General features: G+C 58.2%; 27 protein-coding genes. 9 read left to right on the forward strand and 18 right to left on the reverse strand.

Annotation, left to right across the window (positions count from 1 at the left end):
• Positions 1-7: 7 nt before the first annotated feature.
• On the reverse strand, positions 8-388 hold the full coding sequence (locus tag AC1M2H_RS24715) for a winged helix-turn-helix transcriptional regulator (protein WP_480149455.1): 381 nt from the start codon (positions 386-388) through the stop codon (positions 8-10).
• 89 nt (positions 389-477) lie between these two features.
• Between AC1M2H_RS24715 and AC1M2H_RS24720 the strand changes: the two genes are divergently transcribed.
• The 4 genes from AC1M2H_RS24720 (at position 478) to ytfE (ending at position 4,026) form a co-directional block, all read left to right on the forward strand.
• Complete coding sequence (locus AC1M2H_RS24720; protein WP_480149456.1) at positions 478-1,326, forward strand: SDR family oxidoreductase; 849 nt, start codon at positions 478-480, stop codon at positions 1,324-1,326.
• Positions 1,327-1,406: 80 nt separating this feature from the next.
• The gene (locus AC1M2H_RS24725) at positions 1,407-2,231 is read left to right on the forward strand and encodes an AraC family transcriptional regulator (protein ID WP_480149457.1); all 825 of its coding nucleotides are present in this window, start codon (positions 1,407-1,409) and stop codon (positions 2,229-2,231) included.
• Positions 2,232-2,306: 75 nt separating this feature from the next.
• Positions 2,307-3,281 carry a DMT family transporter gene (locus AC1M2H_RS24730; RefSeq protein ID WP_480152029.1) on the forward strand — a complete coding sequence of 325 codons (975 nt, stop codon included), beginning with the start codon at positions 2,307-2,309 and terminating at the stop codon, positions 3,279-3,281.
• An 82-nt stretch (positions 3,282-3,363) separates the two neighbouring features.
• The gene (gene ytfE / locus AC1M2H_RS24735; RefSeq protein ID WP_480149458.1) at positions 3,364-4,026 is read left to right on the forward strand and encodes an iron-sulfur cluster repair protein YtfE; all 663 of its coding nucleotides are present in this window, start codon (positions 3,364-3,366) and stop codon (positions 4,024-4,026) included.
• A 138-nt stretch (positions 4,027-4,164) separates the two neighbouring features.
• Here ytfE and cycA read toward each other — a convergent pair whose 3' ends face one another.
• Together cycA and bamJ are read right to left on the reverse strand one after the other, a co-directional pair.
• A complete protein-coding gene (cycA, locus tag AC1M2H_RS24740) occupies positions 4,165-5,568 on the reverse strand; it encodes a D-serine/D-alanine/glycine transporter (protein WP_480149459.1) in 1,404 nt (467 codons plus the stop codon).
• Between the two features lie 306 nt (positions 5,569-5,874).
• Complete coding sequence (gene bamJ, locus AC1M2H_RS24745; RefSeq protein ID WP_041143729.1) at positions 5,875-6,495, reverse strand: BamJ family beta-barrel-assembly machinery protein; 621 nt, start codon at positions 6,493-6,495, stop codon at positions 5,875-5,877.
• Between the two features lie 331 nt (positions 6,496-6,826).
• On the opposite strand from bamJ, the gene AC1M2H_RS24750 reads away from it, so the two are divergent.
• On the forward strand, positions 6,827-7,492 hold the full coding sequence (locus AC1M2H_RS24750; RefSeq protein WP_480149460.1) for a LysM-like peptidoglycan-binding domain-containing protein: 666 nt from the start codon (positions 6,827-6,829) through the stop codon (positions 7,490-7,492).
• 85 nt (positions 7,493-7,577) lie between these two features.
• On the opposite strand, the gene rplI is transcribed toward AC1M2H_RS24750, so the two are convergent.
• Genes rplI through rpsF form a run of 4 tightly spaced genes read right to left on the reverse strand, consistent with a single transcriptional unit; the run spans position 7,578 to position 9,014 of the window.
• Positions 7,578-8,027 (reverse strand): 50S ribosomal protein L9, encoded by a 450-nt coding sequence (rplI, locus tag AC1M2H_RS24755; RefSeq protein WP_041143727.1) that lies wholly within the window; start codon positions 8,025-8,027, stop codon positions 7,578-7,580.
• Between the two features lie 39 nt (positions 8,028-8,066).
• Positions 8,067-8,294: a 30S ribosomal protein S18 gene (gene rpsR / locus AC1M2H_RS24760; protein WP_002210155.1), complete on the reverse strand. Its 228-nt coding sequence runs from the start codon at positions 8,292-8,294 to the stop codon at positions 8,067-8,069.
• A 4-nt stretch (positions 8,295-8,298) separates the two neighbouring features.
• Positions 8,299-8,613 carry a primosomal replication protein N gene (priB, locus tag AC1M2H_RS24765; RefSeq protein WP_095104380.1) on the reverse strand — a complete coding sequence of 105 codons (315 nt, stop codon included), beginning with the start codon at positions 8,611-8,613 and terminating at the stop codon, positions 8,299-8,301.
• Between the two features lie 5 nt (positions 8,614-8,618).
• Positions 8,619-9,014, reverse strand: coding sequence for a 30S ribosomal protein S6 (gene rpsF / locus AC1M2H_RS24770; protein WP_095104382.1), 396 nt, complete (start codon positions 9,012-9,014; stop codon positions 8,619-8,621).
• A gap of 340 nt (positions 9,015-9,354) precedes the next feature.
• Here rpsF and AC1M2H_RS24775 point away from each other — a divergent pair, with 340 nt between their 5' ends.
• Complete coding sequence (locus AC1M2H_RS24775) at positions 9,355-9,630, forward strand: YdgH/BhsA/McbA family protein (protein WP_095104384.1); 276 nt, start codon at positions 9,355-9,357, stop codon at positions 9,628-9,630.
• Positions 9,631-9,692: 62 nt separating this feature from the next.
• On the opposite strand, the gene yjfP is transcribed toward AC1M2H_RS24775, so the two are convergent.
• A complete protein-coding gene (gene yjfP, locus AC1M2H_RS24780) occupies positions 9,693-10,409 on the reverse strand; it encodes an esterase (protein WP_480149461.1) in 717 nt (238 codons plus the stop codon).
• 209 nt (positions 10,410-10,618) lie between these two features.
• Between yjfP and bsmA the strand changes: the two genes are divergently transcribed.
• Both bsmA and yjfN read left to right on the forward strand, forming a co-directional pair.
• Positions 10,619-10,927, forward strand: a complete 309-nt coding sequence (gene bsmA, locus AC1M2H_RS24785; protein ID WP_480149462.1) for a biofilm peroxide resistance protein BsmA — start codon at positions 10,619-10,621, stop codon at positions 10,925-10,927.
• Positions 10,928-11,064: 137 nt separating this feature from the next.
• A complete protein-coding gene (gene yjfN, locus AC1M2H_RS24790) occupies positions 11,065-11,340 on the forward strand; it encodes a DUF1471 family protease activator YjfN (RefSeq protein ID WP_480149463.1) in 276 nt (91 codons plus the stop codon).
• On the opposite strand, the gene AC1M2H_RS24795 is transcribed toward yjfN, so the two are convergent.
• A complete protein-coding gene (locus AC1M2H_RS24795; RefSeq protein WP_480149464.1) occupies positions 11,331-12,968 on the reverse strand; it encodes an isovaleryl-CoA dehydrogenase in 1,638 nt (545 codons plus the stop codon). The genes yjfN and AC1M2H_RS24795 overlap by 10 nt on opposite strands.
• 192 nt (positions 12,969-13,160) lie before the next feature.
• Here AC1M2H_RS24795 and AC1M2H_RS24800 point away from each other — a divergent pair, with 192 nt between their 5' ends.
• Positions 13,161-14,456, forward strand: coding sequence for an MFS transporter (locus tag AC1M2H_RS24800; RefSeq protein WP_480149465.1), 1,296 nt, complete (start codon positions 13,161-13,163; stop codon positions 14,454-14,456).
• 8 nt (positions 14,457-14,464) lie between these two features.
• Here AC1M2H_RS24800 and rlmB read toward each other — a convergent pair whose 3' ends face one another.
• The 9 genes from rlmB to hfq form a co-directional block, all read right to left on the reverse strand.
• The gene (gene rlmB / locus AC1M2H_RS24805; RefSeq protein WP_045853349.1) at positions 14,465-15,196 is read right to left on the reverse strand and encodes a 23S rRNA (guanosine(2251)-2'-O)-methyltransferase RlmB; all 732 of its coding nucleotides are present in this window, start codon (positions 15,194-15,196) and stop codon (positions 14,465-14,467) included.
• A gap of 78 nt (positions 15,197-15,274) precedes the next feature.
• Positions 15,275-17,722 carry a ribonuclease R gene (rnr, locus tag AC1M2H_RS24810; RefSeq protein WP_480149466.1) on the reverse strand — a complete coding sequence of 816 codons (2,448 nt, stop codon included), beginning with the start codon at positions 17,720-17,722 and terminating at the stop codon, positions 15,275-15,277.
• A 37-nt stretch (positions 17,723-17,759) separates the two neighbouring features.
• Positions 17,760-18,185 (reverse strand): nitric oxide-sensing transcriptional repressor NsrR, encoded by a 426-nt coding sequence (gene nsrR, locus AC1M2H_RS24815; protein WP_041143718.1) that lies wholly within the window; start codon positions 18,183-18,185, stop codon positions 17,760-17,762.
• 149 nt (positions 18,186-18,334) lie between these two features.
• The gene (locus tag AC1M2H_RS24820) at positions 18,335-19,633 is read right to left on the reverse strand and encodes an adenylosuccinate synthase (protein WP_426813353.1); all 1,299 of its coding nucleotides are present in this window, start codon (positions 19,631-19,633) and stop codon (positions 18,335-18,337) included.
• 102 nt (positions 19,634-19,735) lie between these two features.
• A complete protein-coding gene (locus tag AC1M2H_RS24825; RefSeq protein WP_041143716.1) occupies positions 19,736-19,933 on the reverse strand; it encodes a DUF2065 domain-containing protein in 198 nt (65 codons plus the stop codon).
• 220 nt (positions 19,934-20,153) lie between these two features.
• The gene (hflC, locus tag AC1M2H_RS24830; RefSeq protein ID WP_480149467.1) at positions 20,154-21,158 is read right to left on the reverse strand and encodes a protease modulator HflC; all 1,005 of its coding nucleotides are present in this window, start codon (positions 21,156-21,158) and stop codon (positions 20,154-20,156) included.
• Positions 21,159-21,160: 2 nt separating this feature from the next.
• Positions 21,161-22,417 (reverse strand): FtsH protease activity modulator HflK, encoded by a 1,257-nt coding sequence (gene hflK, locus AC1M2H_RS24835; RefSeq protein WP_480149468.1) that lies wholly within the window; start codon positions 22,415-22,417, stop codon positions 21,161-21,163.
• Positions 22,418-22,482: 65 nt separating this feature from the next.
• On the reverse strand, positions 22,483-23,763 hold the full coding sequence (hflX, locus tag AC1M2H_RS24840; RefSeq protein WP_480149469.1) for a ribosome rescue GTPase HflX: 1,281 nt from the start codon (positions 23,761-23,763) through the stop codon (positions 22,483-22,485).
• A gap of 196 nt (positions 23,764-23,959) precedes the next feature.
• Entirely contained in the window at positions 23,960-24,268 is a 309-nt protein-coding gene (gene hfq / locus AC1M2H_RS24845) for an RNA chaperone Hfq (protein ID WP_426813356.1), read from the reverse strand.
• Positions 24,269-24,332: the final 64 nt, after the last annotated feature.

Below are 24,332 nucleotides of genomic sequence, written 5' to 3' on the forward strand. Positions count from 1 at the left end.
TTCCCGCTCAGGCAACGGCCTGCTCGTGGTTCGCCAGAACCGCAGGCAGGTTCAGCTCAATCCAGTCGGCCAGCGCCGCCACCTTCTCGCTCACCTCCTCACCCAGCGGAGTCAGGCTATATTCAACGTGCGGCGGAACCACCGGGTACGACACCCGGTCGATAAAGCCGTCCAGCTCCAGCGCCTGCAGCGACTGGGCCAGCATCTTTTCACTTACGCCGCCCATCTTGCGGCGCAGGTCGCTGAAGCGGTGGGTTCCCTCACGCAGCGCCACGAGGATGAGCACGCCCCAGCGGCTGGTGACGTGCTTTAACACATCGCGCGACGGGCACTGTTCGGCAAACAGATTGCCGTCGCGCAGCTGTTCACTTAGCGTCAGATTCGCCATTTCATACTTACCTTTTTGTACGTACTTACTAAAAGTTAGCTAAGGTGTTAGCTTACCACAACAGTCAATAAACACGAAGGAGAAGACCCATGATCGCAATTACCGGCGCCACCGGCCAGCTGGGCCACCACGTTCTGCAAGAGCTGTTAAAAACCGTTCCCGCCAGCCAGATTGTGGCGATTGTCCGCAACCCGGCGAAGGCCGAATCCCTTAGCCAGCAGGGTCTGGTCGTCCGTCAGGCGGATTACACCGACCAGGCGGCGTTCACCGCCGCGCTGCAGGGCGTGGATAAGCTGCTGCTGATCTCATCCAGCGAAGTGGGCCAGCGTGCGGCCCAGCATCGCAACGTCATCCAGGCAGCCAAAGCCGCCGGGGTCAAATTTATCGCCTACACCAGCCTGCTGCATGCGGATAAATCTCCGCTTGGCCTGCACGTTGAGCACGTGGAAACCGAGAAGATGCTGGCCGAATCCGGCATCGCCTATACCCTTCTGCGCAACGGCTGGTACACCGAAAACTATCTCGCCAGCGCGCCGCCGGCGCTGGAACACGGCGTCTTTATCGGCGCCGCCGGCGACGGGAAAATTGCCTCCGCGACCCGCGCCGACTATGCCGCCGCCGCCGCCCGCGTCGTCGCCGAAGAGGGCCATGCCGGGAAGGTTTACGAGCTGGCGGGCGACGAGGCCTGGACCCTGAGCGCGCTGGCCGCCGAGCTGAGCAAACAGAGCGGTAAGCACGTGGTTTATCAGAACCTTAGCGAAGCCGACTTCGCCGCGGCGCTGAAGGGCGTGGGCCTGCCGGCGGGGCTGGCGGATATGCTCGCTGACTCCGATATCGGCGCCTCTAAGGGCGGCCTGTTTGACGATAGCCATACCCTGAGCAGCCTGATTGGTCGCCCGACCACCTCCCTGGCGGAGAGCGTCAAAGGCATCCTGTAACTGTTGCAAACTGGTTAATTTTTGTAGCATCCCCGTAGGTCATCTCCGATAATCAAAGATGGCCTATGGGGAGAAAGCAGATGCAGGGCGTACCGGAACAGTTCAGCGATGAGAGAGACAGCGCGCGCTTTCGCCATCTGGCGCAGGTGCCTGGCGTTGAGCTGTATCATGCCCACATTTCCCGTTACGCCTTCGAACCGCACACCCACGAAGCCTTCGGCATTGGCGCGATTGAGCTGGGCGCCGAGCGCTTTCGCTATCGCGGCAGCCAGCACGTTGCCGCGGTAAACTCCATCGTCACCATGAATCCCGACGAGCTGCACACCGGTGAGGCGGAAACCGCCGAGGGCTGGCGCTACCGTATGGTCTATCTGGAGCCGCAGATGCTGGAAGAGGTCACCGGCGTGCGCCACTGGTGGTTCAGCGAAGTGGTGCGCCAGGATCCGCAGCGTTCGCAGCGGCTCTGCCATCTTATATACGACCTGTGGCACGCCGACGATCCGCTGGCCCAGCAGGGCCTGCTGCTCGACGTCATCGACACCTTTCGCCCGTTTGCCCGTCACGCGCCGGTGCTGACGGAAGCCGCCCACCGCTTCGAGCGCGTGCGCGAGTATCTGCATGACAACTACATGCGCGCGGTCACCCTTGATGAGCTGGCGCAGGTTGCCGCCCTCAGCCCCTGGCACTTTCAGCGCCAGTTTAAGGCCCATTTCCACGTCACGCCCCATCAAATGCTGATGGCTATTCGCCTGTGGCGCGCCAAGGCCTTCCTGACGCACGGGATGCCCGCCGCCGAAGTCGCCGCCGCCGCCGGCCTTACCGACCAGTCGCACCTGACCCGCGCCTTTACCCGCCGCTACGGGATCACCCCGGTGCGCTATCAAAAGCAGGTCATCCGGCGCTAATGCGCAATCTCATACAATATTCTCCCGCTGGCCTCGCCTACACTTTGGCCAACGATAACGATGATGGATGGCGTGATGATTAGCGGCGTGCTGTACGCCCTGCTGGCAGGGTTGATGTGGGGTCTGATTTTTGTTGGCCCTCAGGTGGTGCCGGAATACCCGGCGGTACTGCAGTCCATGGGCCGCTATCTGGCGCTGGGGCTCGTCGCCCTGCCGCTGGCGTGGCTCGGCCGCGCAAGGCTGCGCCAGCTTTCGGCACAGGACTGGTGGGTGGCCTGCGGGCTGACCATGATGGGCAACCTTATCTATTACGTTTGCCTCGCCAGCGCCATCCAGCGTACCGGCGCTCCGGTCGCCACCATGATTATCGGCACCCTGCCGGTGGTGCTGCCGGTGTTGGCTAACCTGCTGTACAGCCAACGCGACGGCAGTCTGCCGTGGCGGCGCTTATTCCCGGCGCTGGCGTGCATTGCGCTCGGCCTGGCGTGCGTCAATATCGCCGAGCTGCACCAGGGGCTGGAGGCGTTTAGCTTCTGGCGCTACGCCTCCGGCATCGCGCTGGCGCTGATCTCCGTGGCCTGCTGGGCATGGTACGCGCTGCGCAACGCCCGCTGGCTGCGGGAGAATCCGGATAAGCATCCGATGATGTGGGCGACGGCGCAGGCGCTGGTGACGCTGCCGCTTTCGCTGGCGGGCTACATCGCCGCCTGCTGGTGGCTGCACGGCCAGCAGGTCAGCTTCCCCCTCCCCTTTGGCCCGCGTCCGCTGGTCTTCGTGACGCTAATGCTGGCCATCGCCGTGCTCTGCTCGTGGGTCGGCGCCTTGTGCTGGAACATAGCCAGCCAGAAGCTGCCGACGGTGATCCTCGGGCCGCTTATCGTCTTCGAAACGCTTGCCGGTCTGCTGTATACCTTCCTGCTGCGCCAAAGCCTGCCGCCGCTGCTGACGCTCAGCGGTATCCTGCTGCTGGTCGTGGGCGTTATCTCCGCCGTGCGCGCCCGGCCGGAAAAGCCACGGCTGGTGGCGCAGGTCAGCGTGAACAAAAAATAGCCTGGTATCCGAAAGGGGTATTTCCTTGCCAATAAGATGCATTTAAAATGCATCTTATATTCTTGATGACGAGGTAATTGCTATGGCTTTCCGTGACCAACCTTTAGGCGAGCTGGCGCTGACGATCCCGCGCGCCTCCGCGCTGTTCCGTAAATACGACATGGACTACTGCTGCGGCGGGAAACAGACGCTGGATCGCGCGGCATCGCGCAAAGAGCTGGACGTCGCGGTCATCGAAGCGGAGCTGATGAAGCTTGCGCAAGAGCCGGCGGAGCGCGACTGGCGCGTCGCGCCCTACGCGGAGATCATCGACCATATTATCGTGCGCTATCATGACCGCCACCGCGAGCAGCTGCCGGAGCTTATTCTGCAGGCCACCAAGGTTGAGCGCGTGCATGCCGATAAGCCCAACGTACCGAACGGCTTAACCAAATACCTGACCATGCTGCATCAGGAGCTCTCCAGCCACATGATGAAAGAGGAGCAGATCCTCTTCCCGATGATTAAGCAGGGCATGGGAACCCAGGCCGCTGGCCCCATCAGCGTGATGGAAAGCGAGCACGACGAAGCGGGCGAGCTGCTGGAAGTGATCAAGCACGTCACCCATAACGTAACGCCGCCGCCGGAAGCCTGCACCACCTGGAAAGCGATGTACAACGGCATTAATGAACTTATCGATGACCTGATGGAACACATCAGCCTGGAAAATAATGTCCTGTTCCCGCGTGCCCTTGCCGGAAACTAAATAAAAAAGGCGCCCGCGGGCGCCCTCGATACCGTCAGTCTTATTGGCCACTCCGGGTGGCCTTTTTTATGACGGGCGTCCTGCCCGTCCCCCTACGGGCCGTTGCAAGCAACGTTAAAAATCTCTCCCGGCGATTTTTTATTTCGCCAGACGCTTCTTACCGGCAAAGAGCCAGCCGGCCGCCAGCAGAATAAACCACAGCGGCGTCACCATCAGCGCCTGCCGCGTGTCGGTCTCCAGGGTCAGCAGCACCAGCACGAAGACGAAGAACGCCATACAAACCCAGCACATCAGCTTGCCCAGCGGCATCTTATATTTGGACTGCTCGTGCAGCTGTGGACGCTGTTTGCGATAGACCAGGTACGAGCACAGGATAATCGTCCAGACGAACATAAACAGGATCGCTGAAACCGTGGTAATCATGGTGAACGCGGAGATCACGCTCGGATTGACCATCAGCATCACCACGCCGCCCAGCAGACACATGCAGGAGAAGGTCAGGCCCTTCGCCGGTACCGCACGTTTCGACAGCTTCGCGAACATCGACGGCGCCTGGCCATCCTGCGCCAGGCCAAACAGCATCCGGCTGGTGGAGAATACGCCGCTGTTCGCCGAGGAGGCCGCGGAGGTCAACACCACAAAGTTAATCAGGCTGGCGGCAGCCGGCAGGCCCACCAGCACAAAGAGTTCAACGAACGGGCTCTTAGTCGGCACCACCGAACTCCACGGCGTGACCGACATAATCACAATCAGCGCGAAGACGTAGAACATAATAATACGCAGCGGGATCGAGTTAATCGCGCGCGGCAGGGATTTCTCCGGATCTTTAGTTTCCGCAGCGGTGGTGCCCACCAGCTCAATCCCGACAAAGGCGAAGACCGCAATCTGGAAGCCGGCAAAGAATCCGCTAATCCCTTTCGGGAACCAGCCGCCGTCATTCCACAGATGAGCAAAAGAGGCTTCCACGCCGGTCGGCGATTTGAAGTGCATCAGCACCATCACCAGGCCAACGACAATCAGCGCCACGATAGCGACGATCTTGACCATCGCAAACCAGAACTCCATTTCACCGAACATTTTCACGGTGGCAAGATTCAGGCTCAGCAGCAGCAGGATCACCGCCAGCGAGGCCACCCAGTCGGAGAGGTCCGGGAACCAGAACTGGGCGTAGGCGGTAATCGCCACGACGTCCGCCATCCCGGTCACCACCCAGCAGAACCAGTAGGTCCAGCCGGTAAAGTATCCGGCCCACGGCCCCAGAAGATCGGCGGCGAAATCGCTGAACGATTTATATTCCAGATTCGACAGCAGCAGTTCGCCCATCGCACGCATGACGAAAAACAGCATGAAGCCAATGATCATATAAACAAAAATGATGGATGGCCCGGCGAGGCTGATGGTTTTACCGGACCCCATAAATAACCCGGTACCGATAGCGCCGCCGATGGCAATCAGCTGAATATGCCGGTTTGTGAGATTTCGCCGCAGCGATTGTTCCGTTGGAGCCTGCTCTTCAGCGGCTACTTTAACCTGATCTACCATGTGATATTTTCCTGTTATACCTGTCTGTGTTGTTCGAGCTCTACTGGCCCGTCATTGGTCATTACCCCTGGAAAAGGGCTTATCGATATTAGGTAAGAATCGGAAGGATGAATACTATGATTTAGATATAATGTTAATTTTATGTTTAAAGTGAGTGTTATATCACTCCGCTCACGCGAAACAGCTCACAAAACTACGCCAAAAAATCATTTAAGCAATATTAAACTCTAACAAAATTAAAACTTAAGCGTTTTACGCTACTTTTAAACTGCTTCCCCGCCATTGAGGAGAGGAAGCCACTACTGCTTAGATAATATCCAGCAGCTCTACTTCAAAAATCAGGGTGCTGAACGGAGGAATCGATGCGCCCGCGCCGCGCTCGCCGTAGGCCAGGTTGTGCGGAATAGTCAGCTCCCATTTTGAGCCAACCGGCATCAGGGTCAGCGCTTCAATCCAGCCGCCGATCACGCCGGTTACCGGGAATTCCGCCGGTTCGCCGCGCGCAACGGAGCTGTCAAAAACGGTACCGTCGATCAGTTTACCGGTGTAGTGCACGCGAACGTGGTCGGTACGCGCCGGGATAGCGCCTTCGCCCTGGGTCAGGACGCGAAACTGTAGCCCGGATTCGGTGCTGTTCACGCCTTCGCGCTCGCGGTTTTCATCGAGGTATTTCTGGCCATCTGCCGCCAGCTCCTGGAAACGTTCGCGACGTACCGCATCGGCACGTTCGTGAATTTCACGCAGCGCGCGGTGAACGGCTTCAACCGGCACCTGCGGCTGATTGCCTTCCAGCGCATCAGCAATACCGGCTACCAGCGCCTCAGGCAGCAGCCCCTGCAGGCCAGATTCGCTCAGCTGTTGTCCAACCTGCAAGCCGATACCGTAACTTGCCTGCGCTTCGATAGTGTCAAAAGTCGGGGTTGCCATCTTTGTTCCTTTTTTGGGTGGAAAATTCATACGCTATAAACTTCGGCCTGCGGGAAGGCGGCGGACTCCTAAACTCCGGCGGCATAAATAACGCCATAAGCGAAGCGAGCCGGCAACCCGAAAGACGACGAGTATAAAGCGGTGGGCAGCATATCAGTCACAGCGCGATGGGTAAAACTTTGTCGCTGGATGATGACAAATCTGAGGGAAACAGAAACAATAGGCAATATCAGGCTGGCCTCACGAAACATATCTTTGTCTCGTCCATCAGGAAGTTAGCCATCTATACTCTACGGAGCAGCATAAAAATATGCGGAGCAGGAGGAAAGCCATGCCCGGGCGCTTTGAAATAACACCTACCCTGGCGAAGATCTGGCACGCCCCGGATCACATTCGCATTATGGATCCGCTTCCGCCAATGCACCGTCGGGGCATTATCGCCGGAGCCCTGCTGGTGGTTATCGGCATACTGCTTCCCTCCGAGGACAGCAGCACGTCCGCTCAGGTCAGCCGCGACGCCAGCCTCGACGTGCAGTCACAGTCCCAGCCGCAGTCGTCATCGTCGCAGGCGATGCCGCTGCCGCCGATTACTTCAACGCCCACGGTAAGCGACGCCGACCAGATGGCGCCGGTAGCCCCGGAGCCCGTTCAGGATGAGCAGCCGGCCGAGCAGCAGAATCAGACCTACTCTCAGCCTCAGCAGCAGCAACAGCAATCTGCGCCGGGAATCGAGCAGCAGTGGCGTACCTATCGCATCGAGTCGGGGAAAACCCTCGCCCAGCTGTTCCGCGATCATAACCTGCCGCCAACCGACGTTTACGCCATGGCGCAGGTCGAAGGTTCGGGAAAACCGCTCAGCACGCTGCAAACCGGGCAAACGGTACAGATCCGGCAGAATGCGAATGGCGTGGTAACCGGCCTGACTATCGATATCGGCGGCGGGCAGCAGGTACTGTTTACCCGTCAGGCCAACGGCAGCTTTATCCGCGTGCGGTAATCGGCGCGCATAAAGCGCCGTGGGGGAATGCAGAAAAGCAAAACGCCGGCACAAGGCCGGCGTCTCGACGCGAGCAGAGTAAAAATTACTCAGCTACAACGTTAACAACCAGTTTCGCGAATACTTCGCTGTGAACCTGGAAGTCCACTTCGTGCTCACCGGTGGTGCGCAGAACGCCGTTCGGCAGACGAACTTCGCTCTTAGCGACGGCAACGCCAGCTGCAGTTACAGCGTCAGCGATGTCGCGGGTACCGATGGAACCGAACAGTTTACCTTCGTCGCCAGATTTAGACGCGATGGTAACGTTGCCCAGTGCATTGATTGCTTCAGCACGTGCGTTAGCAGCTGCCAGAACGTCAGCCAGTTTGGCTTCCAGTTCAGCGCGACGCGCTTCGAAGAATTCAACGTTTTTCTTGGTAGCTGGAACAGCTTTACCCTGTGGAACCAGGAAGTTACGAGCGTAGCCCGCTTTAACATTAACCTGATCGCCCAGGCTGCCCAGGTTTGCTACTTTATCAAGCAGAATAACTTGCATTACCTTATCCTCTTAAAGTCGTTAATAGACAGCGGCCGATTACTGATGACGATCGGTATATGGCAGCAGGGACAGGTAGCGAGCGCGCTTGATGCAGCGAGCCAGCTGACGCTGGTATTTTGCGCGAGTACCGGTGATACGGCTCGGGACAATTTTACCGCTTTCGGTAATGTAGTTTTTCAGCGTAGCGATGTCTTTGTAATCAATCTCTACAACGCCTTCCGCGGTGAAACGGCAGAACTTGCGACGACGGAAATAACGTGCCATTTGGCTAGTCTCCAGAATCTATCAATTCAATCTGCTCGGCATGCAGAACCATTTTGCTCAGGCCGTTCTTTGCCTTGTGGCAAGAGATGAACCCCCGAACGATTACTGCGCTACCGACCGTTATACTGTGAGTAATGGCCTGGTTTTGGTGTCCGCTAATGATAACGGGCATTTGGCACCATGCCTGCCGGTGAAAACCGGCTTCCTCCTGCACTGAACGATGCTCAAGCACGAACTGGCAGTGTGGAATTCCTGACGGGCTGACCTTACGAATTGGCGTCCTGCAGATAGTGCCGGACAGCTCCAGACGGTTGGTCATCAGGATTACTCTTCAGAATCCCCAGCTTCGGAATCATCGGTGGTTTCGTTTGCGAAATCTTCGCGACGCTCACGGCGCTCGTCTTTCGCTTTAACCATCGGAGATGCTTCGGTAACAGCGTGCTTAGTACGCATTACCATGCTGCGGATAACGGCGTCGTTGAAGCGGAAGTTTGTTTCCAGCTCATCGATCGCTTCCTGCGGGGCTTCAACGTTCAGCAGAACGTAGTGAGCTTTGTGCAGTTTGTTGATCGGGTAAGCCAGCTGACGGCGGCCCCAGTCTTCCAGACGGTGGATCGTACCTTCTGCTGCAGTGATTGCACCAGTGTAACGTTCGATCATACCCGGAACCTGTTCGCTCTGGTCAGGATGGACCATAAAAACGATTTCGTAATGACGCATCGAATTGCTCCTTACGGATTATTCAGCCTCCTGTCTGGGTCAGCCGCGGCCCATGGAGGCAAGGAACGTGGTTAAAGGGCGGCTGAAAAATTGACGCGTCATTCTACGTTCGGCGCCCCAGGAAGACAAGCGAATTGCGCAAATAATTCGCACTAACGGCAAAGCCGCGCTAAGTCGGTGATTTAAAATTAATCAACGGCGGCTGCGACACTTTTTTGAACAACTTCATCAGAAATGGTCGCGATGCACCCGGCAGGGAGTGATTACACTTATATCAAGAGTCATCCATAGCCCAAGGGAGCCCGGGTTAACGTCAGGACAGTTATAAGGAGCGTTGATTATGAAATACATCCTCATTGCCGTAATGGCTGCGCTTTTGTTGAGCGCCAACGCGCTGGCAGCCATCAAAATCGATGGACGCCAGGCACGTAACATGGACGATGTACAGAGCCTGGGCGTTATCTATATCAACCACAATATGGCCACCGAGCAGGAGGCCGACAAGGCCCTTAACCAGCTGAGCGACGCGCAGGGAGCGAAATACTTCCAGCCGATCCTGATCCACGAGCCGGAAAGCAACGGCGCGATCCACGCCAGCGCCGCAATCTATCGCTAAACGCAGGTCTTGTCCCCCTTCGCCTCCGCTACGGAGACGAAGGGTCCAGCCCGCCGCCGCGCTTAAAGCGTACGCTTAAAGAACCCGACCGTTTCATCCAGCGCCTCTGGCGTAATGCGATGGCGAACGCCCTGCTGCCAGACGCAGGTCAGGTTTTCGGCCAGCCCGCTTTGCTGCAGGGCCTGCTGGAGACGGAAGGTTTCGCCCGGCGGCACCACGTCGTCTTCATCGCCGTGCCAAAGCAGCAGCGGCCTGTCGGCGAGCGTCGCCAGCTGATGGCTGACGTCCCACTCGCTCAGCCGCGCCGCGTCCAGGGAGGGGGAGGGAAACAGGCTTTGCGCCAGGCTGGTGAAATAGCCGGATCCCATCAGGCAGGCGACGCTTTTCAACTCCGGATGATGGGTCATGATGCCCAGCGCCGTCATTCCGCCCATCGATGCGCCGGCGACCGCCAGCCTGCCATCCGCAATCCACCCCTGCGCGGCGATCGCCTCGCGCAGCGCGGCGAATTCGGTGAAGTTCTCCAGCAGAATGGGCCAAAAGCGCTGCATGCGCCCTTTTTCATCACCGCGGTAGCGCGCGCCATGCTCCGGGGCATCGGGCATAATGACCCGAAATCCCGCTTCCGCCAGCGCCACGGCAAAATAGCTATAGACCAGCTTCGAAGAGGTGAATCCGTGATAAAAAACGATACACGGCAGAGGCCGGTCTGACGCATTTTGCGGACAGGCATGAAGCACCTCGCCGCCCGCGAGATTACGCACTTCCAGTACAATCATTTATCGTCTCCAGTCTCTAGAGTAGCGCTGTACCATGGGCTAACATATAGCCCGAGGCGTGGGTTCCGCCGCGATTTATAATGTTGAGAACTGGGTTACGCTTTCACAACATTTTCATTCGAAAATCGCGTCAGAGATAACAATTCGGGAACATTCCCCGGAAATGTCATTCAGGCTACCACTACACTGTGACTAACAGGAAACGAGATATGGTTATGCGTAGGTTTACACCGTGGCTACTGGCGATCGTTCTGAGCGGCTGTAGCGCCCTGCAGGGAACGCCGGAAGCCCCGCCACCTGCGACCAGTCATCCGCAAGAGATACACCGTAACCAGACCAGCGGGCTACAAAAAATGGCGACGGTGAGCGTGCTGATGTACGGTTCGCCGATGGATGTTGAAGCTACGCTGAAGCTCAAAGCAGAAGCGGCTAAAGCGGATTACTACGTCATCATAATGATTGATGACACCGTGGTTCCCGGCCAGTGGTATTCGCAGGCAATTCTGTACCGTAAATAACGGCGCAGCGTCTTTAACCCCGCTTTACATTGCTTTGCATCCGTTCACGTTCTCCTGTGCATAATAACGTTCAGCCAGTCAACCTGGCAGGACGTTAGCAACGGACTGCCCTCGGGCCACGCAAAATGGAGCTGACGATGAAACGATCATTTACCCTACCCAGCCTGCTGTTTAACGCTACAACGGCGCATACTGCAGCACAGTCCGCAGAATTTGCCAGCGCGGACTGCGTCACTGGCCTGAATGAAATCGGCCTGATTTCCGTCAACAATATTGCCGGCAGCCAGCAGGACGCCGAGCATGTCATCGCCGTGAAGGCCGATGAGCAGGGCGCCTCCTGGTATCGCATCGTCCAGATGTACGAGGAACAGCAGCCGGATAGCTGGCGGGTCCAGGCCATTCTCTACGCCTGAGGCGCCTGGCGCCCGCGTCCGGTGCCGCGCAGCAGCAGGTCATCCAGCGTTTGCGCATCCAGCCGCATGCCGCCGCGCGGGTCGAGCATCATGCGACACCAGGCCTGGGCCAGCGGCGGCGAGGCGGAGCGCAGCATCTGCGCTCCCGCGCCGAGCCGGTATACCAGCCGGGTTATCTCCCGCCCCTGCTCTTCCTCCGGCCGCCTCAGCAGCTGCTGCAGCTGACGCCATGCGCGATCGAAATGGCGATTCTGCCCTTTAACTTCCGCACACTCCGCCGCCAGCAGCTCCAGCGCCGCCGGCTGCTTGCTCAGCACCCGCATGACGTCGAGACACATAATATTCCCGGATCCTTCCCAGATACTGTTCACCGGCATCTCCCGGTACAGGCGCGGCAGCTCGCTCTCCTCGCAGTAGCCAATACCGCCCAGCACCTCCATCGCTTCGGCAACAAACGGCATCCCGGATTTGCAGATAGCAAACTTAGCCGCCGGGGTAAACAGGCGGGCCCACAGCGTCTCCTGCCCATCGTCGCGCTTATCCCACGCGCGCGCCAGGCGGAATAAAAAGGCGGTTTGCCCCTCAAGCTGCAGCGCCATCTGGCCCAGTACCTGGCGCATCATCGGCTGATCGACGAGGCTTTTACCGAACGCCTGGCGCTGAAAGGCGTGATAGAAGGCGACCGACCAGGCGCGACGCATTAGGGCATGGCTGCCCAGCGCGCAGTCGAAGCGGGTCAGGCCGCCCATCTTGAGAATTTGCCGTACGCCGTCCCCCTCTTCGCCCACCAGCCAGCCGCTGGCCTCATAGAACTCCACCTCGCTGCTGGCGTTAGAACGGTTGCCGAGCTTATCTTTGAGCCTTTCGAGGTGCAGCGCATTGCGCTGGCCGTCCGGCAGAAGGCGCGGCACAAAGAAGCAGGAGAGCCCGCCGGGCGCCTGCGCCAGCACCAGGTGCGCGTCGCTTTGCGGTACCGAGAAAAACCACTTGTGGCCCACCAGACGATAAAACCCTTCCGCGCTCTTTTCGGCGCGGGTGGTGTTGCTCAGCACATCCGATCCCCCCTGCTTTTCCGTCATCCCCATGCCGATCAGCAGCCCGCGCTTCTGATTGCCCGGCGCCAGATGCGGATCGTAGCGATCGCTCAGCAGCGGCGACAGCCAGTCGCTAAACGGAGCGGGGAGCGACTGCTGCAGCAGAGGCGTGGCGGCGAACGTCATGGTTATCGGGCATAGCGTCCCCGCCTCCACCTGCGCATGCAGCATAAAGCGGGCCGCCCGGGCCACGAAAGCGCCGGCGCGCGCGTCCTCCTGCCAGGCGAGATTATGCACCCGGTTAGCGCACAGCCCCTGCATCAGCAGATGCCAGGCGGGATGAAAGCGTACATCGTCAAGCCGCGTGCCGGTCGCGTCATAGCGCAGCAGCTCCGGCGGATTAACGTTCGCCAGCCTCCCCAGCTCCAGCGACTCTGCCGTTCCCAGCTGCTGGCCGATGCTGGCCAGCAGATCGCCATCCCAGGCGGCGCCCTCGCGGGCCACCGCCTCGCGCAGCGCGCTGTCGGACAAGAATAAGTTGCTGTTCAGCAGCGGCGTCGGCTGATTAAACACGGTATGAGTTGGCCAGTGCATAGTGTTCCCTCCGTCAATGGCGTTGTACTCAGTATGGTCAGCCTGGGCCGGGAGCGCCCGCGAGCCGGGTCACAAAAAAACATCCGTCCCTTCGTGAAGCGCATCACAGGCATAAGAATTTAAAATTTCACTGAGATAAAGTTGTGGAATAATTTATTCACTTGTCGTTTTTTGTTGAAATCAGGATGGCCTATGCAGACCGCGACACGCCCTACCGGCGCGCACAAGCGCGCGCTGATCGCCGGATCTATCGGCAACTTTATTGAATGGTATGAGTTTGCGGTCTACGGCTTTCTGGCGACGGTTATCGCGCAGAATTTCTTTCAGCTGGCCGGCGAGGCGCCGCTGACGGGCCTGATCCTGACCTACGCCTCCTTCGCCATCGCCTTTTTCTTCCGCCCGCTCGGCGCCATTATTTTTGGCCGTATTGGCGATCGGATCGGCCGCAAGCCGACGCTGATCGTCGTTCTGGTGATGATGACGCTCGCCACCGCGGCCATTGGCCTGGTGCCGGTTTATGCCAGCATCGGGGTAGCGGCCCCTCTGATTTTAACCGGGCTGCGCATTCTACAGGGGCTGTTTGCCGGCGGGGAGTATGGCGGTGCCGTCTCGCTGATGACCGAGTTTGCGCCACGCGGCAGGCGCGGCCTGTACGGCGCCTGGCAATCCTTCACCGTCGCCCTCGGCCTGCTGGCCGGCGCCGGGATCGTCGCCCTGCTCTCCGCCCTGCTGAGCCCGGAAGCGCTCCACGCCTGGGGCTGGCGAATTCCGTTCTTCCTCGCCATTCCGCTGGGGATCGTCGCGCTCTGGCTACGGGTAAAAATGGAGGAGACGCCGGGCTTTCTCCGCCAGCAGCAGCAACGTCAGCATCCGCAGGCCAGCGCCGGCCTGAGCCAAACCCTGAAAGTGATTATCACCGGCATCGGGCGCCTGATGGTGTGGTCCGCCGCAGGCTACACCTATCTGGTAATTATGCCCGCCTACCTGCAGTCATCGCTGCATACCGGCTTTAACCAGGCGCTGCTGATCGCGGTGATCTCCAATATTGGCTTTGCGCTGACCATTCTTCCCGCCGGGATCCTCAGCGATAAATGGGGTCGACGTAACGTGATGGTGCTGGCCGCGGCGCTGCTGCTAATACTGGCGCTACCGCTGCTGAAAATTCTTCAGGCAGAGTCCAGCACGCTGCTGATAAAAGGCGCGGTAGTGCTCGTTGCCGGCGGGCTGGTGGGGATACTGGCAGGTCCGGGACCGGCGATGCTGGCGGAAATGTTCCCGACAAGGGTGCGCTATACCGGCCTTGGGCTGGCCTATTCGCTCTCTAATGCGGTGTTTTCCGGCTGCGCCGGGCTGATTATTACCGGCCTGATTAAACAGACCGGTAATCTTGATATTCCGGCTTACTACGTCATGGCGACGGCGGTGGTCAGCATTATCGCGCTAATGACCCTCAATAAGGACGATCACCTGCGCTCGCTGGACGAGTAGCCTGTTAATCAGCTGCGCTGGCGCACGGCTTCAAACAGGCAGATGCCGGTCGCGACGGAGACGTTCAGCGAGGAGACGCTGCCGGCCATCGGAATGCTGATCAGCTCATCGCAGTGTTCGCGGGTCAGGCGGCGCATCCCTTCGCCTTCGGCGCCCATCACCAGCGCCATCGGGCCGGTCATCTTGCTCTGGAAAAGGGTATGGTCCGCTTCACCGGCGGTGCCGACGATCCAGACGTTCTCTTCCTGCAGCAGGCGCATGGTGCGCGCAAGGTTAGTCACGCGGATCAGCGGGACGTTTTCCGCCGCGCCGCAGGCGACTTTCTTCGCCGTCGCGTTCAGCTGCGCCGAACGGTCGCGCGGCACGATCACCGCGTGCACGCCGGCTGCATCGGCGCTGCGCAGGCAGGCGCCAAGGTTGTGCGGATCGGTGACGCCGTCGAGAATCAGCAGCAGCGGCTGATCGAGTGAGGCAAGCAGGTCAGGCAGGTCGTTCTCCTGATACTGACGTCCCGGCTTCACGCGGGCAATAATCCCCTGATGCACGGCGCCTTCGCTTTTCTCGTCGAGAAACTGGCGGTTAGCGACCTGAATCACCACGCCCTGGGCTTCCAGCGCGTGGATCAGCGGCAGCAGGCGTTTATCCTCGCGGCCTTTCAGAATATAGACTTCCTGAAAACGCTCGGGAGCGCGCTCCAGCAGGGCCTGCACCGCGTGGATGCCGTAAATCATTTCACTCATTGATGTACTCGTTGCTTGTTAATATTGCCGTTTCGGCTTTACGGGCCGGATGTCCCGGCCAGTAAGATTGATACCCGCTTACTCAGCGGTTTTCTTTTTCGCCGCGCGTTTCGCTTTGGTTGCCGCCGCTATTTTCTGCGTTTTAGCCGACGGCTTCTTCGCTTTTTTCTCGCCTTTAGGCTGAGCGGCTTTGGGCTGAGACTTGCCTTTTTCTTTACGGAAGGCGCTGTCCGGCTCGAAGTTTGCCTGCTTCCCGACCTGGCGACGACGCCCGGAAGGTTTGCCGGCGTTGGACTTTTTCGCCTTCTCGCGTTCGGTCTTGCCGACGTTGCGCGGGGCGCGCTCGCTGGAGATTAGCGAGAAGTCGATTTTGCGCTCGTCCATGTTGACCGCTTCCACGCGGACTTCCACGCGATCGCCCAGCCGGTAGGTCTGACCACCGGACTCGCCGATCAGCCGCTGTCCGATCTGGTCGAAGCGATAGTAGTCGTTGTCCAGCGATGAAACGTGCACCAGGCCGTCGATAAACAGCTCGTCCAGGCGGACGAAGAAGCCAAAGCCGGTGACGCTGGCGATGACGCCCTTAAAGACGTTGCCCACCTGATCCAACATAAAGTCACACTTCAGCCAGTCGGCGACCTCGCGGGTCGCTTCGTCGGCCCGGCGTTCGGTCATCGAACAGTGCGCGCCCAGCTGCAGCATCTCTTCCATGCTGTAGTGCCAGCCGCCGGTTTCGGTGCTGTTGCCCTTGTGGCCCTGCTCTTTCGCCAGCAGATATTTAATGGCGCGGTGCAGCGACAGGTCCGGATAGCGGCGGATCGGCGAGGTGAAGTGCGCGTAGGACTGCAGCGCCAGGCCAAAGTGGCCGCGGTTTTCCGGATCGTAGACCGCCTGCTTCATTGAGCGCAGCAGCATGGTTTGCAGCATCTCATGGTCAGGACGATCGGCGATGGAGGTCAGCAGCTCGGCGTAGTCCCGCGGCTCCGGCTTATTGCCGCCGGGCAGCTCCAGGCCAAGCTCCGCCAGTACCGTGCGGAAAGCGGTGATCGCTTCAGTGGTCGGCTTATCGTGGATACGGAACAGGGCCGGCTCCAGCGCCTTCTCAACGAAGCGGGCGGCGGAGATGTTCGCCAGAATCATGCACTCTTCGATCAGCTTATGCGCGTCGTTACGCTGGGTCTGCTCAATACGCTCGATGCGGCGTTCGGCGTTAAAGATGAACTTCGCTTCTTCACTTTCAAAGGAGATACCGCCGCGCTCTTCGCGAGCGCTATCCAGAACTTTGTAGAGGGTGTGCAGCTCTTCGATATGCTTCACCAGCGGCGCGTACTGCTCGCGCAGCTCGCCGTCTCCCTGCAGCATGTGCCATACCTTGGTGTAGGTCAGGCGGGCGTGCGAGCTCATTACCGCTTCATAGAATTTGTAGCCGGTCAGGCGACCTTTTGACGAAATCGTCATTTCGCAAACCATGCACAGGCGATCGACCTGCGGGTTCAGCGAGCACAGGCCGTTAGAGAGCACTTCCGGCAGCATCGGCACCACCTGCGACGGGAAGTAGACCGAAGTACCACGGCTGCGCGCTTCGCCGTCCAGCGGCGTGCCGGGGCGCACGTAGTAGCTCACGTCGGCAATGGCGACCCACAGGCGCCAGCCGCCGCCGCGTTTCTTCTCGCAGTAAACCGCATCATCAAAGTCGCGGGCGTCCTCGCCGTCGATGGTGACCAGCGGCAGGTCGCGTAAATCAACGCGGCCGATCTTCGCCTCTTCCGGCACCTGCTCTTTCAGCACCGAGACCTGTTTTTCCACCGCCGGTGGCCAGGTATAAGGGATTTCATGGGTGCGCAGCGCCATATCAACCGCCATGCTGGTGCCCATGTTATCGCCCAGCACTTCAACGATTTTGCCCACCGCTTTAGTACGACGGGTCGGGCGCTGGGTCAGCTCAACGACCACCACAAAGCCCATCCGCGCGCCCATAACTTCTTCAGGCGGGATTAGGATATCAAAACTCAGACGGCTGTCGTCAGGCACCACGAAGCCCACGCCGGCGTCGGTGAAGTAGCGGCCGACGATCTGGCTGGTTTTCGGCACCAGAACGCGCACGATGCGCGCTTCGCGGCGGCCTTTACGGTCCGCGCCCAGCGGCTGCGCCAGCACCTGATCGCCATGAATGCAGGTTTTCATCTGCTCAGAAGACAGGTACAGATCGTCTTTACGCCCCTCAACGCGTAGGAAGCCAAAGCCGTCGCGATGGCCAATAACCACGCCTTTGAGCAGGTCAAGACGCTCCGGCAGCGCGTAGCACTGACGGCGGGTAAACACCAATTGCCCGTCGCGCTCCATGGCGCGCAGGCGGCGGCGCAGCCCTTCCAGCTGCTCTTCGCCTTCGATATTCAGTTCTATCGCCAGCTCGTCCCGGCTGGCCGGTTTTTCACGTTTTGCTAAATGATCGAGGATAAATTCCCGGCTAGGGATTGGGTTCGCGTACTTTTCAGCTTCGCGCTCCAGGAAAGGATCTTGTGACATGTCGGTTCCTCCGTTGTCATCTCTGGTGAAGTTTACCTCACTCCACCAGCAATAATTTATAAAGCGGTTGATTCTCTTCAACCAAATCAGCCAGCGTGTAGTTATCCAGTTCCTTGAGAAAACTTTGCGCCGCTTCTGCAAGCGCCTGCTTCAGGCGACAGGCCGGAGTTATGTGGCAGAATTCGCTGCTGCAGTTGACCAGCGATAGCGGCTCAAGATCGCGAACCACATCACCAACGCGAATCGTTTTTGCCGGCTTACCGAGGCGAATCCCCCCGTTCTTTCCCCGTACTGCCATAACGTAACCAGAGCGGCTCAGCTGATTGATTATCTTAACCATATGATTACGCGACACGCCGTAGACTTCCGTCACTTCGGAGATACTCGTCATTCGACCATCCGGTAACGACGCCATATAGATAAGCGCTCGTAATCCGTAATCAGTGAAACTCGTTAACTGCACAGCAACCTCAGGGTAAGGGGAAAGCGGTGGATCCGCAGGGTATGACTATATTGATGATAAACCAGCCGACGCTCAGGCCGCTAATTTATTTGAAATGGGGCGGGTAGGCAGCAAAACAAGGGGCGCCCAACCGGCGCCCCTGGAGATAATTACGCGTCGAACGGGTCGCGCAGAATCATCGTCTCGGTACGGTCAGGACCGGTAGAGATAATATCAACCGGTACGCTGGTCAGCTCTTCAATACGCGCGATGTAGTTCAGCGCCGCCTGCGGCAGGCCGCTACGCTCTTTCACGCCGAAGGTGCTTTCGGACCAGCCCGGCATGACTTCATAGATCGGCTCGATGCCTTCCCAGTTGTCGGCTGCCAGCGGAGTGGTGGTCACTTCACGGCCGTCCGGCAGACGGTAAGCTACGCAGATTTTAACTTCTTTCAGGCCGTCCAGCACGTCCAGCTTGGTCAGGCAGAAGCCGGACAGGGAGTTGATCTGCACCGCGCGACGAATCGCCACGATATCCAGCCAGCCGGTACGACGACGGCGGCCGGTAGTGGCGCCGAATTCGTTACCCTGCTTGCACAGGAACTCGCCGATGTCATCAAACAGCTCGGTCGGGAACGGACCGGCACCTACGCGAGTAGAGTAAGCTTTGATGATACCCAGAACGTAATCCACATAGCGCGGACCCAGGCCGGAGCCGGTCGCCACGCCACCCGCGGTGGTGTTGGAGGAGGTTACGTACGGATAGGTACCGTGGTCGATATCCAGCAGCGTGCCCTGCGCGCCTTCGAACATCACGAAGTCGCCGCGCTGACGCGCCTGATCCAGCAGATCGGAAACGTCTACGACCATCGCCGTCAGAATGTCGGCAATCGCCATAACGTCATCAAGGACTTTCTGATAATCAACCGCTTCCGCTTTGTAGAAGTTCACCAGCTGGAAGTTGTGATATTCCATCACTTCTTTCAGTTTGCTGGCGAAGGTGGCTTTATCAAACAGGTCACCCACGCGCAGGCCGCGGCGAGCGACTTTATCTTCGTAGGCAGGACCGATGCCGCGACCGGTGGTACCGATAGCTTTCGCACCGCGCGCTTTTTCACGCGCAACGTCCAGCGCAACATGATAATCGAGGATAAGCGGACAGGCTTCGGAGAGCAGCAGACGCTCACGGACAGGGATACCACGGTCTTCCAGTCCTTTCATCTCTTTCATCAGCGCAGCCGGAGACAGCACAACGCCGTTACCGATGATGCTGGTGACGTTTTCGCGCAGAATGCCTGATGGAATAAGATGCAGGACGGTTTTTTCACCGTTGATTACGAGAGTATGGCCTGCGTTGTGACCACCCTGGTAGCGCACAACATATTTAGCCCGTTCAGTCAGGAGATCGACGATCTTCCCTTTACCTTCGTCACCCCATTGGGTGCCCAGTACGACGACGTTGTTGCCCATTTTTCAAAATCACCGTTTGCTTAAAAATGGATTCTACCATCGCTTTTTCAGAGTTACAGCACTTTTTGCACTCAATACCAGGCAGGTCTGGCCACTTTTTGATCAGCCCAGCGATTTCGTCAACATGTAGTAGATGACTATCCCGGCAACCACAAGACCGCCGCCAAAACGGCGTAATAAATTATCCGGCAGCTGGCTCATAGTGGCGATCATCCGCCGCCAGGCGCGCGGATAAAGCAGCGGGCCCAGCCCTTCAAGTACTAAAACCAGCGCCAGTGCCAGCCAGATTGTTGAGTTCATGATTAACCCTTAGAGATAAACGAAACTACCGTCGCCGGACAGCGTCAGGGCCTGAGCCAGGATGCTTTTTACCCACGTCGCCCATTGTCCGGCATTTTGCGTTGATTATGCACTTTTTTTGTAAAGAAAACGTATAACTCATTGTGTTAAAAGTTATTTCTAAAATCAAAAATATAAAAAAGGCGCCTTTCTCAAGGCGCCTTTTCGCTGACTAAATCGCTTATTTGCGAGCGGAGTCAGGTGACTTCATGTAGCGGAAGAAATCGCTGTCCGGGCTGAGAACCATAACGTCCTGGTTACCCTGGAAGCTGTTCTCATAGGCGCGCAGGCTACGGATAAAGGCATAGAAGCCCGGATCCTGGCTAAACGCGTCGGCAAACAGCTTCGCCGACTCGGCATCGCCTTCACCGCGCGTGATGCGGCCCTGGCGCTCGGCTTCAGCCAGCGTCCTGGTCACTTCATAGTCCGCGGTAGCACGCAGCTTCTCAGCCTCTTCCTGGCCCTGTGAACGGTGGCGACGGGCAACCGCTTCACGCTCGGCGCGCATACGGTTATAAATCGCTTCAGACACTTCGGCCGGCAGGTTGATCTGCTTGATTCGTACGTCGACGACTTCAATACCCAGCGCCGCCATACTGTTCGGGTTCACCACCGGAACCTTACCGTTGGTTTCTGCCGATACGCGTTCCGCCGCTTTAGCGATAGCATCGTCGGCGGCCGGCGTGCTGACTTCATCTTCGGTACCCGCTGAGCCGGAGTTCAGGGCATCGCGGACTTCCAGAGTCAGGCGACCGCGGGAATCGGTTACGATATCCTTCACGTCCAGACGACCAATTTCAGAACGCAGACGGTCAGAGAATTTACGCTTCAGCAGCACCTCGGCCTGGGAGACGTCGCCGCCGCCGGTTGCCAGGTAGTAGCGGCTGAAGTCGCTGATCCGCCACTTGATGTAGGAGTCGACGATCAGGTCTTTCTTCTCTTTGGTTACAAAGCGATCGGCCTGGTTGTCCATGGTCTGGATGCGCGCATCCAGCGTTTTCACTGACTCAATCAACGGGATCTTGAAGTGCAGGCCCGGCGCATACACCAGCGGTTTATTTTCGCTATCGCGCAGTACCTTACCAAAGCGCAGCGTAATACCGCGCTCGCCCTCTTTAACCACAAAGATAGACATGTAAAGCACTACCAGCACGATGGCAATAATCGCAATTACAGGTTTACGCATCGTTATTCCCCCTGACGCTGGTAGTCGTTACGCTGCGCGTTGGCGCGACGTTGGTCCATAATGTTGCCATCCGTCGTGGTCGACGTGGTGCTGGCGCTGCTTGAGCTGGAGGCTGGCGGCAGGCGCAGCAGATCGTTCGCAGCGCTGCTATTGCTCTTTGCCGTCGGCGTGCCGGCGCCTTTCAGCATCTGGTCCAGCGGCAGAACCATCAGGTTGCCGCCCTTATCGTTAACCAGCACTTTGCGGGTATGGCTCAGCACTTTTTCCATGCTTTCGATATACAGACGCTCGCGGGTAATTTCCGGCGCGGCTTTGTACTCAGGCAGAATCTTCGCAAAGCGCGCGACTTCACCCTGAGCTTCAAGAACGGTCTGAGTCTTATACGCACGCGCCTCTTCGAGGATACGCTGCGCGGCGCCGTTAGCGCGCGGCTGAACTTCGTTGGTGTAAGCTTCGGCTTCGCGGATGTACTGCTGCTCGTTCTCACGCGCGGCAATCGCATCATCAAACGCGGCCTTCACCTCTTCCGGCGGACGCGCCGTCTGGAAGTTGACGTCCAGCAGGGTAATCCCCATGTCGTACGGACGAATCGTCTCTTCCAGCTCGCGCTGGGTATCGCTACGAATCACGGTACGGCCTTCGGTCAGAATACGGTCCATGGTGTACTTACCGATCACGCCGCGCAGGGCGCTGTCGGTTGCCTGGCGCAGGCTATCGTCGGCGCTGGCAACGCTAAACAGGTAGCGTTCCGGGTCGGTTACCCGATACTGCACGTTCATCTCAACGCGCACGACGTTTTCGTCAGAGGTCAGCATGACGCCAGAAGCCGCCAGTTCACGTACCGATTCAACGTTAACGGCCTGGACGTTATCGATAAAGGTTGGCTTCCAGTTAAGACCCGGCTCAACCAGGTGGCTGAATTTCCCAAAGCGAGTCACCACGCCACGTTCCGCTTCCTTAATGGTATAGAAACCGCTGGCAGCCCAGATAATAACCGCGGCGGCGGCAACAATGCCGACAATGCGTCCACCCATAGGGCCGCGAGATCCCTGAGAGCTGCTAACGCCTCCCGGTCCCCCTTTGCCGCCACCGAGACCGCCAAGTTTTTTACTTAACTTGCGGAAGATATCATCCAGATCGGGCGGCCCCTGTTCGCGACCACCTTTATTGCCATTTCCCCCGGAGTTGCCGCCTTGGTTATTGCTGCTCCCCCACGGGTCGCGGTCCTGTCCGTTATTACCGGGCTGATTCCACGCCATGTATATGCTCCATATTTGTTTTTGATATCCCCACAGGGGTTAATATCTTCAGGCAAGCTGCAAGGTCAAATCACGTAATCAACCAGCGCTGGCTCTTGTTTACAGAGGCGACGCCAGTCAACAATCGGCATGCGCACCTGCAGACTCACGCTGCCGTCATCCTCCAGCCGCTCTTTTTCTATCGCCTGAAGCTGATAGAACCGACTTCTCAGCCGCCCTTCCTGCGGCGGTAGGCGCAGAGTGTGCTGAGCCACTTCACCGGAAAGTCGTTCCGTCAAAGCCTGAAAAAGCAGCGGTACCCCAATTCCGGTCTGCGCAGAGAGCCAGACCCGAATCGGTTTATTCTCTTCATCCCGGTCGATACGCGGTTCAAAATCGTCAAGCATGTCGATTTTGTTCATCACCAGCAGCACCGGGATCTCATCGGCCTCGATTTCGGCGAGAACCGTATTTACGGCATCAATATTTTCCTGCAGACGGACATCGGCTGCGTCAATCACGTGCAGCAGCAGCGTCGCCTGACGCGTCTCCTGCAGCGTGGCTTTAAACGCGGCGACCAGATCGTGCGGCAGATGACGAATAAAACCCACGGTGTCCGCCAGAACGGTTTCGCCCACGTCGGTGACGTCGATGCGGCGCAGCGTCGGGTCCAGGGTCGCGAACAGCTGGTCCGCCGCGTAAACCTGGGCTTCAGTTATCTGGTTAAACAACGTTGATTTCCCGGCGTTGGTGTAGCCCACCAGCGACACGGTAGGAATATCGGCTTTGGCTCGTGACCGCCGTCCCTGTTCGCGCTGCTTCGATACTTTTTCCAGCCGCCCGAGGATCTGCATAATGCGGTTACGCAGCAGTCGACGGTCAGTTTCGAGCTGGGTTTCACCCGGGCCACGCAAACCAATCCCGCCCTTCTGTCTTTCAAGGTGGGTCCAGCCGCGAACAAGGCGCGTCGCCATATGACGCAGCTGCGCCAGCTCAACCTGTAGTTTCCCTTCGTGGGTGCGCGCTCGCTGGGCGAAAATATCTAAAATAAGCCCCGTACGGTCGATAACCCGGCATTCGCACAGGCGCTCCAGGTTACGTTCCTGGGCCGGGCTCAGGGCATGATCGAACAGCACGACCGACGCGCCGGTCGCTTTTACGGCTTCCGCAATTTCGACAGCCTTACCTTCACCAACAAAATATTTCGGGTGCGGTGCTTTACGGCTACCGGTAATCACCTGCATTGCTTCGACACCGGCAGAGGAGACCAGGGATTCAAACTCCTGAAGGTCTTCCATATCTTTGTCTTGCGAAAAATAGATGTGTACCAGCACCGCCTGCTCACCGGCATCATAACGGTCAAACAAGCGTAAACCCCTTCTAAAATACCAGCGGGGAACACAGTCACTCGTGGTCTTTCTGGCTGCGTGAGTATTGGCCTTACTCGTTTACCCCAGCCATTTACGGCTGTAAACGCCTGGGGATTCACTACATGCCGCCTTCCTGCAACCTAAAACTCATAGAGTAAAATCTGGCTCCCCGGTCTGGGAAAACAGCATTACCTTATTCGGCGTCTTCGCTGTCTTGCTGCGGCGCAGAAGAACCCTGCGCGCTACCACCGTGGTGATAGTTGTTTGTACCGCCGCCAGCATTATTGCTGTGATGAGACACCGGGCGAGACGGAACAACGGTAGAAATTGCGTGCTTGTAGACCATCTGGCTGACCGTGTTCTTCAACAGGATCACGAACTGATCGAAAGACTCAATTTGCCCTTGCAGCTTAATACCATTCACCAAATAAATAGAAACCGGAACGCGTTCCCGACGCAAAGCGTTCAGGAACGGATCTTGTAAAGATTGCCCCTTAGCCATTCTCTCTTTTCCTTATATGTATGCTTGTTTTGTACTCAGAACCTTACGATTCTTAAAAAAAATT

The sequence above is a fragment of the Klebsiella sp. F11 genome, assembly GCF_056712265.1.